Here is a 13,224-nt window from a genome sequence, read left to right as displayed (position 1 = left end):
TGCAAATTTTGAATTCTAATGTTATCTCCAAGTTAAGAGAGCAAAAGCTTCGATAATAAATACCATCCAAGCTTTTGAGCTTACCTTGCTCTCAAATTTCATCGCAATGTTTCTGGATCAAAATGCCCTTCAATCCGCTAAAAGCCCCTATCTGAAACAGCATGCCAGCAATCCGGTACATTGGCAGGAATGGTCAGCCGAAATTATTGAAAAAGCGATTGAAACAGACCGACTTATAATTTTAAGTATCGGCTACAGCGCTTGCCATTGGTGCCATGTGATGGAGCGAGAAGTTTTTGAGCTAGAGGATGCAGCCGCAGTGATGAATCAGGATTTTATCTCCATAAAAGTGGACCGTGAGGAGAGACCTGACATTGACGAAATTTATATGCGTGCCCTTCAATTAATGAAAGGGCAAGGTGGTTGGCCTTTAAACCTGGTTTGCCTACCCGATGGAAAACCGATTTGGGGTGGCACCTATGTTCCCAAAGATCAATGGCTGAAAGTATTAAGCCAGCTCGCCGAAATGTATCGTGAAGATCGTCAGCAGGTAATCAATTACGGTGAACAGCTAACTGAGGGGATTCAACAAAGTATGCTCCTAAGCCTGGAACGTCGACCTTTTGAAATTGCACCTGAAGATCTGGACAGTCAGTTTAAAATCTGGCAACGCAGCTTTGACCTCGAGGAGGGTGGAACTAAAAGAGCCCCAAAATTCCCCATGCCTGTAAATTGGTCCTATTTACTGGATTATGGCATAAGCCGTCAAAATGAAACCGCCCTTAAGCAGGTTGAGTTTAGTTTGGATAAAATGGCCATGGGTGGGATTTACGATCAAATCGGTGGGGGTTTCGCCCGCTATTCGGTGGATGCCCTTTGGAAGGTTCCGCATTTTGAAAAAATGCTGTACGATAATGCCCAATTGATTTCCCTCTATAGTAAGGCCTATCGCTATTTTAAAAAAGAGCTTTACCTGGAGCTACTCGAGCAGAGCTGGGAATTTCTGCTTCGCGAGATGCGAGATGAATCCGGGGCCTGGTATTCTGCCTTGGATGCCGACAGTGAAGGTGAAGAAGGAAAGTACTATATCTGGACAGCAGAAGAATTACAAAACCTTATCCCCACCGCAGACTGGGCCCTTTTTGCAGCTTATTATTCCATTAACGAAAATGGCTATTGGGAAAATGGTCAATACATCCTTCTGCGTAGAGAATCAGCGGAAGCTTTGGCGAAACGCTTTGTAATCGAAATAGCTGATTTAAAAGTCAAGGTTAAGACCTGGCAAAACATCTTACTTAAAGAAAGAGAGCAGCGCATTAAGCCTGGCCTGGACAATAAAGCTCTTTGTAGTTGGAATGCTTTGATGATTACCGCGGCTTGCGAAAGCTATCGCGCTACAGGACAGAAGTCATTTCTTAAAATTGCCGAAGAAACGGCCCAGTGGATTTTAGACCATCAAAGCCGTGAAGCCCATCAGCTATTGCATGCCTGGCAAGAAGGTGAAGCTCATATTGAAGGCTTATTGGAAGATTATGCCTTTAGCATTGAAGCCTTTATCCATTTATGGCAAATTAGTGCTAAGGAGGAATACCTTCATCAGGCGAAAGCCTGGACTGAAAAAGTAAGTGAAGACTTTGAAGACCGGAACAGTGGCTTATTTTATACGCGTCCCAAGAGTGGAGAAAAGCTCATTAGCCCGGGCATGGAAACACAGGATAATGTGATGCCTTCCGCTAATTCAACCATGGCCCATAACTTATTTAAATTGGGGCTGATTTTCGGAAAAAGTCTTTGGTCCGAACAAGCCCAGCAGAATTTAGGGCATCTGAAAAGCCAGTTTTTGGAATACGGTGAATCCTATGCAAACTGGTCTCGATTGGCCCTCTATCAAGATCCTGCTTTTTATGAAATTGCCCTATTAGGTGCTGATACCGAGACTTGGCAAAGGGAATTGGAAAAGGACTATCATCCCTTGCATTTCCTATTTCGATCCGAAATCCCTTCCGAGATCCCTGTTTTTAAGGCTCGATGGACTCAGGAATCCAATCGAATTTTCCCTTGTCAAAAAGGCGCCTGTCAAATACCCTATAGGGAGCTAAAATCTTTTAAGGAAGATTTTCAATAAACTACTTTGCGGTTCTTGCCACGCGAATACGGCCTTTCCCTTTGACCTGGATATTCAAGGCTTCCTCTTCATCTTGAAAGCTTTGAACCACCCGGCAAAAATCATCGACACTTACTTGCTCAGGCAACTGGAAGTCCTCTACCGCAATTATGGTATCCCCAATGGCCAAGGACTGATGCTCGGGAGGAAGCAAGCTGTTTAAACTCCCAATAATCACTTGCTCATCTCGGTAATAAGGCGTTAAAGGATAGGTGCCTTGTTCGGGCTCAAACTTACGTGGCATGAGCAATATCTCCCCTTCCTGATAATCCATAAATACGTGAAACTGGCGTAAGAAATTCATCCCCAAAAGCTTGGCTTGCTTGCTTTGTTCTTGATCTACAAGTATTGGTATAATGGTATCCGGGAACTCAAATTTCATTTCAAATTCATAGGCCGTATCGAGTGCACTGCCAAATAATCCACCACTTAAAAAACCGTAGGATTTAAATTTGGCAGCTTCGGGCTTAAAAGATGAAGTCAGGGATTGGGGTAAGGTTAAAGTTCCATTCGATCCAGTATCAAAGGTAATTCCCTTAATCTGGCTTCCATTAATAGTCAAAGTAACCATAGGTGTACGACTGCTTTTAATGGAAAAAGGCAATACATACTTTTTGCCTTGAGGCCAATGCTCCTTGGTATCGCTCATGCGAAGCAAATTATCCTCAAGGGAAAAATCCCAGTATTGAAATTGCATGGCATTGGCTCCAATAATCCCATCCAGTTTTAAACAGCTTAATAATGGTGAAGCTTTGAGATCGGCTGCTATTGCAACGAAATCACTAAAAGTGCGATCCCCCAATTTAAAATCAGGCATACGCACATAATCCTGTCTTTGTTGTTCTCCTTGAGAATCTCGAATTGTTGCTTTACGTAATACCTTGGCTTGATACTTTTCTGCCAATTCCTGGGAAATAACCATAGGGGCACCTGAATCAAAAAGAAAATTGTACAGTTCGCCCTCAATTTCCACCTGTACATAAAGCAGGTTTTGCTTTACTTCTATTGGCAAGTTAATTGGCGAGACAGAATGCTCTGGCTTTCCCACCTTCCCGCGGGCAAAGAGTGCGGCCGAAGAACGACAGGTACTTAAGCTTAAGAGCAATCCAATAGCGAAGAAAATTTGAAGTAGACGATTCATGCGCATAAGGTCGGAAAACAATTCAAATCAGTTTTTGAATTGCCGTAATTTTAGGCATGCGAAATATATTAATCCTCTCCTTGTGTCTCCTTATCGAGCCATGTATAGCCCAGTTTGCGATTGTTCAAGACCCGGATGGATACAGCAATTTGCGTTCAGAACCCGATGCCCAAAGCTCGATTATTTGCCGGGTACCCAGTGGCCGAATTCTCTTTGTAGAGATCGAATATTGGTCTTTAGATTCTACTTGGGTTTTAGTCTATTTCAATCCCAACCCATTTAGTATTTCCTTTGGCCAAGCCACATATGGCGGATATATTCATCAAAGCCGCCTCCTAAATATTGAGAATCTACCGGATGCCAAAGATGCTCCAGAACTCCGTTTTAAAGCGGAAAAAGCGGATAGTACCGACTTCTTTTTTAGTGGCAATTCTGAGTACCCCGATCGGGTAAATGGAATTCCTTATTACGGAGTAGAAACAGGGATGAGTGCGGCGACACGCTGCAGTGCCATGGAACTCATTGTGAATGGAGACAGTATTCCGCAATCACCTATGCTCTTTGAAGGTCTCTTTAATCTAAAATTCGATCCGGATTGGATCAGTACCAAGTCGAGCTTTACTGTTCAAGAAAAGAAATGGGGTGACAGCTTTTTCATCCTTATGATGGGCTCCGATGGAGCTGGGGGGTATCACATAGTGTGGGAGATTAAAGGTGATTGTATAGTACAAAGATGGGTGGGCTCCATAATCTAAGCTCTTTTAAAAATCGAGACTAAGGTGCTTTTAGCTAACTTCACCCTATGCCCGAGGTCTCACTTCTTATGCCCTTTTATTTGGCCGAAGACTTTATTGCCGAAGCCCTGGCCTCGCTACAGCAGCAAAGTTTGGAGGACTGGGAGCTTATCGCTGTGGATGACCACTCCAGTGATGGCAGTCGAAAAATAGTAGAGGCTTTCGCCGAAAGGGATCCTCGCATTCGACTCTTCCTCAATCCGGGCAATGGGATTTTAGCCGCCCTGCAAGTAGCTTCTAAAAAAGCGCGCGGTACTTATATAGGCCGCTTTGATGCTGATGACATCTTACCTACGGATCGCTTGCAACTTATGGTTAGGGTGTTAAATGGCAGTAAGCCTAAAAGCTTAGTTACCGGATTGGTCCAGTACTTTTCAGACCGTCCTATTTCCAAAGGCTACAGCCGCTATCAAAATTGGATCAACGAAACCAATCTCAATGGCGAAAGTTGGGAAGAAATTTATCGGGAATGCGTAATTGCCTCCCCCAATTGGCTCATGCGCCGATCGGACTTTTTAGCTATTGGGGCCTTCGAAGGGCTGCAATATCCAGAAGACTACGATTGGTGTTTTCGCTGCTATCAGCAAGATTTCGAAGTGCAATGCCTAACTACTACCACTTTAATGTGGCGCGAGCATCCCCAGCGAACTTCACGCAATTCGGAACATTATCAGCAAAAGGCCTTTTTCCGATTAAAGCTGCAACGTTTTATCGAATGGGAAGCCTTTGAGGAGCTTATTCTTTGGGGCTCTGGCCGAAAGGCGCGTTTAAGTGCCGCTCTGCTGCGTGAAATGGGTATTCGCTTTCGCTGGATGGATTTAGAGCCCCATAAATTTCCGGATGGTATTCAAGGGCATCCTATTGAAGATTACCGTAAAATTGAAGCACGTAAAGGTTTGAAGCTTTTAATTGGCGTGTATCCCAATCCAGCAGAACGCAAGGATTTAGAAGACTTTCTTATCTCCCGTAACCTCCAAAAAGGTACCGACTATTGGTATTTATAAAGGTCGCTATCTGCCGGATGGCTATCCTTGGGTAATGCAGAAAGGGAGAAACTAAAAGTACTGCCAAAGCCCATTTCACTTTCAACCTCCCACTTGCTCCCATGTTGGCGCAAAAAGTCCCGACAAAGCATCAATCCTAAACCCGAGCCTTTTTCATTTTGTGTTCCATAGGTACTTTCGAGCTCCATTTCTTTATTCAGTTTTTCCAATTGCGTTTCACTCATCCCTACTCCATTATCGCGAACATAGAACCAAACTTCATCATTCTTCTGTTCCGTCCACACGCGTATCTTGCCCTGCACCGGAGTAAACTTAATGGAGTTGTTCACCAGATTACGGAGCACAATCTTTATCCGTTCACGATCGGCATAAACCTCCAATTTTGAAGAAACATCTAAGTCTAATACTTGCTGCTTGCGCTTTAATAAAGATTGGAGAGGTTCTACAGCTTCCCGCACCAGGCTTTCGACATGGAACAAACTTAACTCCAATCGCTCCCCCTTTTGTTGGCTTTGGGCCCAATCTAACAGATTCTTCATTAAGCTTACGCTCTGTTCCACATTTTCCCCCAATATCTTAAGTACTTCATCTCGTTCCTCGGGAGTAATCACATCGGAGTTCACCAGATTAAGAGTTTCTTGCAAATTGATCAGAGGCCCGCGTAAATCGTGAGCAATGATAGAAAACAAGCGGTCTTTTAGCGCATTGAGCTTTATAAGTTGCTGGGTTTTATCTTCCAGCTTATGCTGGCTTTCTATTCGCTGTGTAACATCTTTAATCAGAATGGCCGAGCCATTAAACAATCCTGTTTTCTCGTACAGTATGGTTGAGCTTACTTCATAGATACGACCATCATTTAGATGTAAAATATGCTCCTGTAAATTTTCTTCTCCTAAATCGGGAAATGCTTGATCCATTTCCTCCGCTGGGAAACATTCCGCAAGTCGTTTACCAAAGAGATCTTCCCGGGGTTTCATTATTTCTTCAAAGGCCCCATTAAAATCAATAAGGCGCCCGTGAGAATCCACTACCGCTACTCCATCCGACAATTCTTGAATCACCCGGGTACGCGCCATTGGCGTCACATCGAAAAGACCAAAGCGCATCAGGCCCACCGCAATTATAAAGGAGGTAAGCAAAAAAGCAAATGGGGTTAAATCCAAATGACCATAGGGCCTTAAGTCGAGGAAAATGTATCCAAAATTGACAGATAGGGGCACCAAGGTGCTTAATATTAAAAGGCGGTTCTGTCTCCGAAACACTGGCTTGGTATGCCGTAAATGTGCAATGAGAGCCCAATAACCAGCAACTACCAGGCTGTAGAACACGATAGTATGTAAATGATACCAGGGACCGGGATCAATGCTTAATAATGGGAAGGGGCCACTACTATCTACCGATGTAGACTCGTAAAACAAATGATGCCCTTCATTCGTAAGCATCATAAGATAGGTTACTGCAGAATAGGCAAAGAGACTAAAGAAGGTTAGATTATTCAGACGGTTTTCTCGCCCAATAAAGCTATAGCAAAAAATCAACCATAAAGAGGGCAAACAGGCTATTCCGAGATACTCGATTTTAATCCAAAAGAGCATATTCTCTTGGCTGCTTGAAGACAGCTCGAAACCATAGGCTACTGCCCACCAGGCAGCCGCAATCAGCATAATGCTAAACCAATTGAAAACCTGCCGGCGTTTGCGCATTATCCATGCGGCCAGAAGGAATGCAAATACTCCGGAAGTTATCAGTACCAGAGCGTACAAATTGTAGTTTAAATCGCTGAACATTTGAAGTTCCTAAAATACGCTTTTGGGTCTTTGCGCTGCAAACTCCTTTAAATAGAAGGGCTCGAAATAGGCGACATCCTCAAAATCCTGAGCTTTCATTTTCCCTTGAACTAAGGTTCTAAAATGACGGGCTGAAGGAAAAGGAATATTCAAAAAACTATGTCTATCAGACTCTAATAAATTCTGGGCTTTGGGGGCCCCATCGCCAAAAAAGTAATGACTTCCCGCCTCTGCATAAGACCCTGCTTCCAAAATGCGAGCTTCTACCTCTGTCCATTGCTTTTCCGCCGGGCTATAGCTAGCAGTATACACCTCCATTCTTCGGGCATCAATCATTGGGTGTAAGAGGGCATCCTGGGGAAAATCGTAGGCTTCCAGGGCACCGGCCACTAAAAGTTCGGTCCCTTTGGCACTAATTAGCGGAATGGATAAGCTATAGGCCAAAGCTTTCGCCGATGCGACCCCAATGCGTAATCCGGTATAAGAACCAGGTCCGGAACCTACTGCTATTGCTTCCAACTGATCCGGCTTTAAGCCTGCCTTTTCCAAGGCTTCAGCTATAAAAAGATGGAGTTTTTCGGAATGAATGTACTGATCAGACTGAGCTTCTATCAATTGAACCAGTTCTTGATCTTTTAAAATTGCAACGGAACAGTTTTTAGTGGAAGTTTCGAGTGCCAGTATCAATTGCCTATTCCTCTTTATTCGATTTGGAATTTTCTTCGCTAATCGCAGTTCCAGGTTTCAAGGTTCGAGAGATTGCCGAATAGGGTCCGGTTACAATTTCTTCACCTTCTTCCAAGCCGGAAAGAATTACAATATCCTCATCATTCTGAATACCGGTTTTCACTACGCGCAGTTCTGCTTTCCCCGCTTTGTTGACGAATACAATCTCAAAAAGCTCATCCCCTTCCTCATCGGCTTCATCCAATTTCTTGCGGGCATAAGCTGGCTTGTCGGAAGTATCTGCCCGAGTGGTTACCGCTTGGATGGGTACTGAAAGCACACCATTCTGACGATCGGTAAGTATTTCTAAGGAAGCGGTCATTCCCGGACGGAAAGGACTGCCCCCACCTTTTTGTAATAAATCGGAATAGGAATCTTTAAGGATCCGTACCTTCACTTCGAAATTAGTAACCTGATCGATGGTGGTTCCCGCTAATTTGGCCGAATTGGCTATCTCGGTAACGATACCCTTAAACTCTTTGTCGAGGTAAGCGTCTACCTCAATCAAAGCAGTATCACCATAATTCACCTGAATGATATCATTTTCATTTACCTCTACCAAAACTTCCATCAATTCCAGATTGGCAACACGCAATATCTCGGTACCGGTCATTTGAATGGTACCCACTACGCGCTCTCCTACCTCGGAATTCAGCATACTGATAGTACCATCCATGGGAGCGTAAATCGTAGTTCGTGCTAAATTATCTTTAGCTTCTTGTAAAGTAGCTTCAGCGCTTTGCAGTTGGTACTGGGCACTTTCTACTCCTAACTGCGATACTTGATAAGCCCTTTTAATGGCATCAAAATCAGCATCGCTAATTACACCATCCTTATGCAGGCTTTTATTTCGATTGAAGTTCTTTTCGGCCTCAATAAATTGAGCTTTTGCACTGGCTAGGGATGCTTTAGCGGTATTCACGGAAGCCCGAGCACGGTTTACTGCGGCAATAAATAAATCGGGATTGATCTTCACCAGCAGGTCACCCTTATTTACCTGAGCTCCCTCCTGAAAAGGCAACTCAATAATTTCGCCCGAAACTTCGGCTGAGATTTTCACTTCTACCTCGGGTTGAATTTTCCCGCTTGCAATTACGGTTTCCGTAATGGTTTTTCGCTCCACTTTGGAAAGCTCTACTTTGGTACTTTCCTCCTCGCCAATCCATCCGGCCGATTTAGCGACCACTAAAAAGACGATAAGTGCAAGGGCAATGATGATGATTGTCTTTAAGGGTCTGCTCATGGCTTATAAATTAACTTGATTGGTGAGATAGAACTCTAAAACCTTAACCCGGAATATATAATCGAATTTGGCCTGCGAAAATTGCGATTGGGCTGCCGCCAAATTATTCTTGGCGGTTTCAAAATCAACCTGATTTAGGGCTCCCACCTCAAAACGTTGGCGAGCATATTCAAATGCTTTCTGGCTAGCTTGAACGGATTTCGCTGCCGCTTCAAACTGAAGCTTTGCCGCTTTAGCATCATTATGCGCCTGATAAATGGTTTGCTTTAAATCGTTCTTAACCTGATCCAGGTTCAAGCGATTGATATCCGCATTAATCTTAGCATTTTGCAAATTGTTAGCCACTGCTCTCCTACTGAAAATGGGCACTTGTAAGCTAAAGCCCACCAACTGATTTAAGTTGTCTGATACCTGATCATTAAAAGGCTTCACACCATCGGTAATTGGAACGGACTGCTGGACAAATACCACATCGCCTGTGTTGCCAACATAGCCAAAGGGAATCTCCATATCGGTAGCTCCGGTTACATTGGGAATCTGATCCGAATAGTTTGTTGCTACCTGACCAATTAATGAAACGGTAGGTAAAAAACCACTGTAGGCTAAGTCTATTCCTTCCTCTCCCGATAATACTCGCATTTCGGCGGCACGAATTGATGGCTGCTTATCCACTGCCACCTCATAGACATTCGCGGCTGGGCGATCGAGAATACTGGCATCCGGTAAGCCTAAATCCGGACTCCCAATTTCAAAGTCATCAGGATTGGATAATTGCAGGATATTCGCCAATTGCAATTGACTAATGGTCACCGCATTTTGGGTGCTGATTAAGTTTTGCTCATCGCGCGCTTGCTGTGCCTCTAATTGTAAAAGCTCGCCCTCCGGGAGGGTTCCGGCATTAACCAGCTTCTGCGTGCGATTAACTTGAAGATTGGTAATGCGTACTTGCTCACGCGCTACGGCTTCAATTTCTTTATTGAGCAGAATCTGAAGATAGCTGGAAGCTACTAATAGAGAAATATCATTGCGTGCCGCTTCATAGTCGTATTGTGCGGCTTTTAAATTATGACTGCTTTGGGCAATGGTATTGTACTTGGCTCCACCATTGTATAACACCCAGTTTGAAGATAATTGGAAATTAACCGTTTGTCGACTTTGACGTGAAATTTGGTTAGTTACCGGATCGATATTCAGACCGAAATTCCAGAACAAATTGTTTCCCAAACGTAAATCCGGGAGGTAATCCATTCGCGCGGTATTGAGATTATTCCGAGCAATTTCTGCCCGCAAACGCGCTTGTTCTACGGTAATATTTTGCTGAAGGGCATATTCGACACAGTCGGTGAGTGTCCACACCTCAGGTAGGGGGTTCTGGCCCTGCAGATTAATAAGGGCGAGAAAAGTAAAAAGCAGACTGGCAGTGATCTTTGACATAACAGGGACTTTACCCGTTCAAGTAGCCCTACAAAGATAGTTTTTCGCCTTATTCTTCAGGACCTAGCTCAGTCCTTTGTGCTTTTTTATGGCGATAGATAGCATAACCAATCACCGAAAGAATCAAATACGGAAATACCATTAAGTACAATATCCCACCATTAAGGCCGGTGGCTACTGTACTTCCGGTTTTGGTACTGGATTCTGCTACCGCCTGACACATGGCACATTGCGCTTCCGCCGAAAGGCTAAAAAACACAGCAAATACCAGCAGGAATACTATCTTTTGCAGTTGCATACTAATAATAGGGTTGCATGAACAAATATACCAAGACGCCGGTGACTGCCACATACAACCAGATGGGAAATGTGTAGCGCACCAATTTGCGATGCCGTCCATACTCTTGGGTAAACCCACGATATATAGCCAGCATTGCCAAGGGTAGTACCGGCACGCTCAGTAGAATATGGGAAATAAGAATAAAGAAATACAAACCACGCATATAGCCTTCTCCTCCATATGGAATGGGATCGGCATTGAGTTTACTGATTACATACGAAACCAGGAATACTGCGGAAAGGCCAAAGGCCGACATCATTACAAAACGATGTGCTGCAATTTTCTTTTGAGTAATGAAATACAATCCCAATAAGAGTAAAATTGCGGTTGTGCCATTTAAAACAGCATGAAAGGCCGGCAAGGTACCACGATCGATGCCCATCTCCAGTTTAAGGGTATCGGGAAACAATATCAATAAAGCTACCGCCACCGGAACCAAAATGGATAATACGATGATAATCGGAATGGCCACCCGATCGGCCTTGGGATTGGCTGTTTTCAATTCTCTGATCTCGCCCATTAATCTTTCGCTTTAGAAGCGCGATGCTCGGATACTGATTTGTGTTTCTCGTATTCGGCAATCAGCACTTTAATATCATCCTTCAACTGACTAATCTCATCCGCTGAAGTTCCGGAATAAACCGCTTTTAAGTTGCCTTGTTCATCCCTGCGACTGCGAATTCGACCTTCCCAATCTACTAAAACTAAATTTTCGGAGTGTAAAAAGCCTCCTGCTGCTTCAGGATCAACTTGAGCACTCAGGAAAAAATCATTTGCCGTTTTGTAAAGCTTTTCTTTTTCGCCGGTTAAGAAAAACCAACGTCCCTCCTCTGCTCCGATTCTTTTCTCATATTCTTTCAGCACCTCAACCGTATCGTGTTCTGGATCTACCGTGAAGGACACAAAATTGATATCCTCATAGCCCAAAAAACGATCCTGTACCTGCTTGAGATTGTAATTCATGGCCGGGCAAATCGTTGGGCAAGTACTAAAGAAGAAATTGGCTACGTAGATTTTACCTTCTAAGTCTTTAGAGCCATACACCTCATTATTCTGATTGTAGAACTGATAGGGAGGTATGCTATAATGAAGGGTGTCATTAGTCGCCACACCATCCTCAAAACGCTCTATTATGGTTGGAGGCCCAACATAATCCAGGGTTTGGAAGAAGTTGCCTTCTGCCCCGTAAACAAAGATGAAATAAAGCACCGAAGGCAGCACTAATACCAGGATTAGTACTGCCTTCGAGAATGAAGATTTTAAAACCATTACATCTGAGACATTGCATTCATATAACCTCCCTCAGTAAGCAGAATGAAGGTTAAGTAAGGAATAAGAATAACGATGGGCAGGGTAATTGTCCAAATAAAGTTTTTACGCTCGTGGCCTAAGTGCATGAACTCAGAAACGATGTAGTAGGCTTTGGCCAGGGTAAGCACGATAAAGATGATGTTCAGGACTGAAGTTCCTAATACCTGACCCATCAATACTTCGGGCTTAATGATTCCCAATACTACTTCAACCGTAGTTACGATCAATAGAATCCAAAATACTTTCCAGATCCATTTGGTGCCTTCTGGTCCTTCGTGGTGTTCGCTGGGATATGCGTTGTTATTTGCCATGTTTTTCGCTACTAAATATGATTAAACCAAATAGAAGAAGGTAAATACGAATACCCACACTAAGTCTACAAAGTGCCAGTACAATCCAACTTTCTCCACCATCTCATAATGTCCGCGGCGCTCGTAAGTGCCCATCAACACATTGATAAAGATGATGATATTAAGCACTACTCCTGAGAATACGTGCGTTCCGTGGAAGCCAGTTACAAAGAAGAAGAAGTTTGCGAATAAGGTGTTTCCATATTCATTGGCTTTCATTCCGGCTCCCTGCAATACACGAGCTCCCTTCATGGCGGCCATTGCTTCTTCACGACTTAAGGTAATAGCTCCTTCTTCGGTGCCTTTACCCGGCATTCTTAAGGTCATATTATCATTGATTCCAAAAGCTGCAATCATATCGGCAGTTTTGAATTCAGTATGATCTCCATGAGGTTTCTCCTGACCGGTAATTAACTCGTAGATACTAATGATCTCGCCATTACCATCGATTGGGGTTACATACATCACGGTACGATCTTCCAACATTACCGCTCCTTTGTCCCCGTTAATAAAGTGATACCACTCCCAGGCCTGTGAACCCAAGAAGGTAAATCCACCCACGATGGTTAAACCTAACCAAAGTACAACGGCTTTGGTATTCATTTTATGACCGGCATTTACGGCCAATACCATGGTCACGGAACTTAAAATCAGAATAAAGGTCATCAGCGCCACAAAGAGCAAAGGATGCTCACCATGTAATAATGGGAAGTGGGTGAAAACATTTTCGGCAACTGGCCAAGTAGTCTCGTACTTAAAGCGGTACAAGCCCATTGCGGTCAAGAAACCTGAGAAGGTAAGGGCATCAGATAATAGGAAAAACCACATCATCATTTTGCCGTAGCTAACGCCAAATGGTTGGCGTCCACCGCCCCAAATAGCGGTTGTGTTCTGTTCTAAAGCAGCTCCGTTAGCCATGCATTAAAATTT

The 13,224-nt window shown here is 43.8% G+C and carries 13 protein-coding genes; 3 read left to right on the top strand and 10 right to left on the bottom strand.

Annotated elements, in window-relative coordinates; genetic code table 11:
- The first annotated feature begins 106 nt into the window (after positions 1-106).
- Complete coding sequence (locus ACO05P_RS15145) at positions 107-2,125, top strand: thioredoxin domain-containing protein (RefSeq protein ID WP_421752110.1); 2,019 nt, start codon at positions 107-109, stop codon at positions 2,123-2,125.
- A 1-nt stretch (position 2,126) separates the two neighbouring features.
- On the opposite strand, the gene ACO05P_RS15140 is transcribed toward ACO05P_RS15145, so the two are convergent.
- Positions 2,127-3,305 (bottom strand): retropepsin-like aspartic protease, encoded by a 1,179-nt coding sequence (locus ACO05P_RS15140; protein WP_421752108.1) that lies wholly within the window; start codon positions 3,303-3,305, stop codon positions 2,127-2,129.
- 56 nt (positions 3,306-3,361) lie between these two features.
- Here ACO05P_RS15140 and ACO05P_RS15135 point away from each other — a divergent pair, with 56 nt between their 5' ends.
- Positions 3,362-4,060, top strand: a complete 699-nt coding sequence (locus tag ACO05P_RS15135) for a hypothetical protein (RefSeq protein ID WP_421752106.1) — start codon at positions 3,362-3,364, stop codon at positions 4,058-4,060.
- A 47-nt stretch (positions 4,061-4,107) separates the two neighbouring features.
- Positions 4,108-5,103, top strand: a complete 996-nt coding sequence (locus ACO05P_RS15130) for a glycosyltransferase family 2 protein (RefSeq protein WP_421752104.1) — start codon at positions 4,108-4,110, stop codon at positions 5,101-5,103.
- Here ACO05P_RS15130 and ACO05P_RS15125 read toward each other — a convergent pair.
- The 9 genes from ACO05P_RS15125 to ACO05P_RS15085 are packed head-to-tail and all read right to left on the bottom strand — an operon-like array spanning position 5,088 to position 13,212.
- Complete coding sequence (locus ACO05P_RS15125) at positions 5,088-6,890, bottom strand: histidine kinase N-terminal 7TM domain-containing protein (protein ID WP_421752103.1); 1,803 nt, start codon at positions 6,888-6,890, stop codon at positions 5,088-5,090. The genes ACO05P_RS15130 and ACO05P_RS15125 overlap by 16 nt on opposite strands.
- A 9-nt stretch (positions 6,891-6,899) precedes the next feature.
- Positions 6,900-7,577, bottom strand: a complete 678-nt coding sequence (tsaB, locus tag ACO05P_RS15120; RefSeq protein ID WP_421752101.1) for a tRNA (adenosine(37)-N6)-threonylcarbamoyltransferase complex dimerization subunit type 1 TsaB — start codon at positions 7,575-7,577, stop codon at positions 6,900-6,902.
- Positions 7,578-7,581: 4 nt separating this feature from the next.
- Positions 7,582-8,859 (bottom strand): efflux RND transporter periplasmic adaptor subunit, encoded by a 1,278-nt coding sequence (locus tag ACO05P_RS15115; protein WP_421752099.1) that lies wholly within the window; start codon positions 8,857-8,859, stop codon positions 7,582-7,584.
- Between the two features lie 3 nt (positions 8,860-8,862).
- Positions 8,863-10,293 carry a TolC family protein gene (locus ACO05P_RS15110; RefSeq protein WP_421752097.1) on the bottom strand — a complete coding sequence of 477 codons (1,431 nt, stop codon included), beginning with the start codon at positions 10,291-10,293 and terminating at the stop codon, positions 8,863-8,865.
- Between the two features lie 49 nt (positions 10,294-10,342).
- Entirely contained in the window at positions 10,343-10,591 is a 249-nt protein-coding gene (locus ACO05P_RS15105) for a hypothetical protein (RefSeq protein WP_421752096.1), read from the bottom strand.
- A 1-nt stretch (position 10,592) separates the two neighbouring features.
- Positions 10,593-11,153: a DUF420 domain-containing protein gene (locus ACO05P_RS15100; protein ID WP_421752094.1), complete on the bottom strand. Its 561-nt coding sequence runs from the start codon at positions 11,151-11,153 to the stop codon at positions 10,593-10,595.
- Positions 11,153-11,902 carry an SCO family protein gene (locus ACO05P_RS15095; RefSeq protein WP_421752092.1) on the bottom strand — a complete coding sequence of 250 codons (750 nt, stop codon included), beginning with the start codon at positions 11,900-11,902 and terminating at the stop codon, positions 11,153-11,155. The genes ACO05P_RS15100 and ACO05P_RS15095 overlap by 1 nt, the downstream gene beginning before the upstream one ends.
- A complete protein-coding gene (locus ACO05P_RS15090) occupies positions 11,902-12,255 on the bottom strand; it encodes a cytochrome C oxidase subunit IV family protein (RefSeq protein WP_421752090.1) in 354 nt (117 codons plus the stop codon). Before ACO05P_RS15090 ends, ACO05P_RS15095 begins: the two co-directional genes overlap by 1 nt.
- Positions 12,256-12,276: 21 nt before the next feature.
- The gene (locus ACO05P_RS15085; RefSeq protein WP_421752088.1) at positions 12,277-13,212 is read right to left on the bottom strand and encodes a cytochrome c oxidase subunit 3; all 936 of its coding nucleotides are present in this window, start codon (positions 13,210-13,212) and stop codon (positions 12,277-12,279) included.
- Positions 13,213-13,224 lie beyond the last annotated feature (12 nt).

Origin of the sequence: Croceimicrobium sp. (genome assembly GCF_965228705.1) — a bacterium.
Taxonomy (GTDB): Bacteria; Bacteroidota; Bacteroidia; order Flavobacteriales; family Schleiferiaceae; genus Croceimicrobium.
Note: the sequence above shows the minus strand (reverse complement) of the source record. Positions and strands in the feature narration are given on the sequence as shown.

Bases quoted from the DNA above. Each gene is read 5' to 3' on its own strand.
- ACO05P_RS15090 (WP_421752090.1), bottom strand. From the start codon at position 12,255: ATGGCAAATAACAACGCATATCCCAGCGAACACCACGAAGGACCAGAA.
- ACO05P_RS15145 (WP_421752110.1), top strand. From the start codon at position 107: ATGTTTCTGGATCAAAATGCCCTTCAATCCGCTAAAAGCCCCTATCTG.
- ACO05P_RS15115 (WP_421752099.1), bottom strand. From the start codon at position 8,859: ATGAGCAGACCCTTAAAGACAATCATCATCATTGCCCTTGCACTTATC.
- ACO05P_RS15140 (WP_421752108.1), bottom strand. From the start codon at position 3,305: ATGAATCGTCTACTTCAAATTTTCTTCGCTATTGGATTGCTCTTAAGC.
- ACO05P_RS15125 (WP_421752103.1), bottom strand. From the start codon at position 6,890: ATGTTCAGCGATTTAAACTACAATTTGTACGCTCTGGTACTGATAACT.
- ACO05P_RS15130 (WP_421752104.1), top strand. From the start codon at position 4,108: ATGCCCGAGGTCTCACTTCTTATGCCCTTTTATTTGGCCGAAGACTTT.
- ACO05P_RS15085 (WP_421752088.1), bottom strand. From the start codon at position 13,212: ATGGCTAACGGAGCTGCTTTAGAACAGAACACAACCGCTATTTGGGGC.
- ACO05P_RS15110 (WP_421752097.1), bottom strand. From the start codon at position 10,293: ATGTCAAAGATCACTGCCAGTCTGCTTTTTACTTTTCTCGCCCTTATT.
- ACO05P_RS15095 (WP_421752092.1), bottom strand. From the start codon at position 11,902: ATGGTTTTAAAATCTTCATTCTCGAAGGCAGTACTAATCCTGGTATTA.
- ACO05P_RS15105 (WP_421752096.1), bottom strand. From the start codon at position 10,591: ATGCAACTGCAAAAGATAGTATTCCTGCTGGTATTTGCTGTGTTTTTT.
- ACO05P_RS15135 (WP_421752106.1), top strand. From the start codon at position 3,362: ATGCGAAATATATTAATCCTCTCCTTGTGTCTCCTTATCGAGCCATGT.
- ACO05P_RS15100 (WP_421752094.1), bottom strand. From the start codon at position 11,153: ATGGGCGAGATCAGAGAATTGAAAACAGCCAATCCCAAGGCCGATCGG.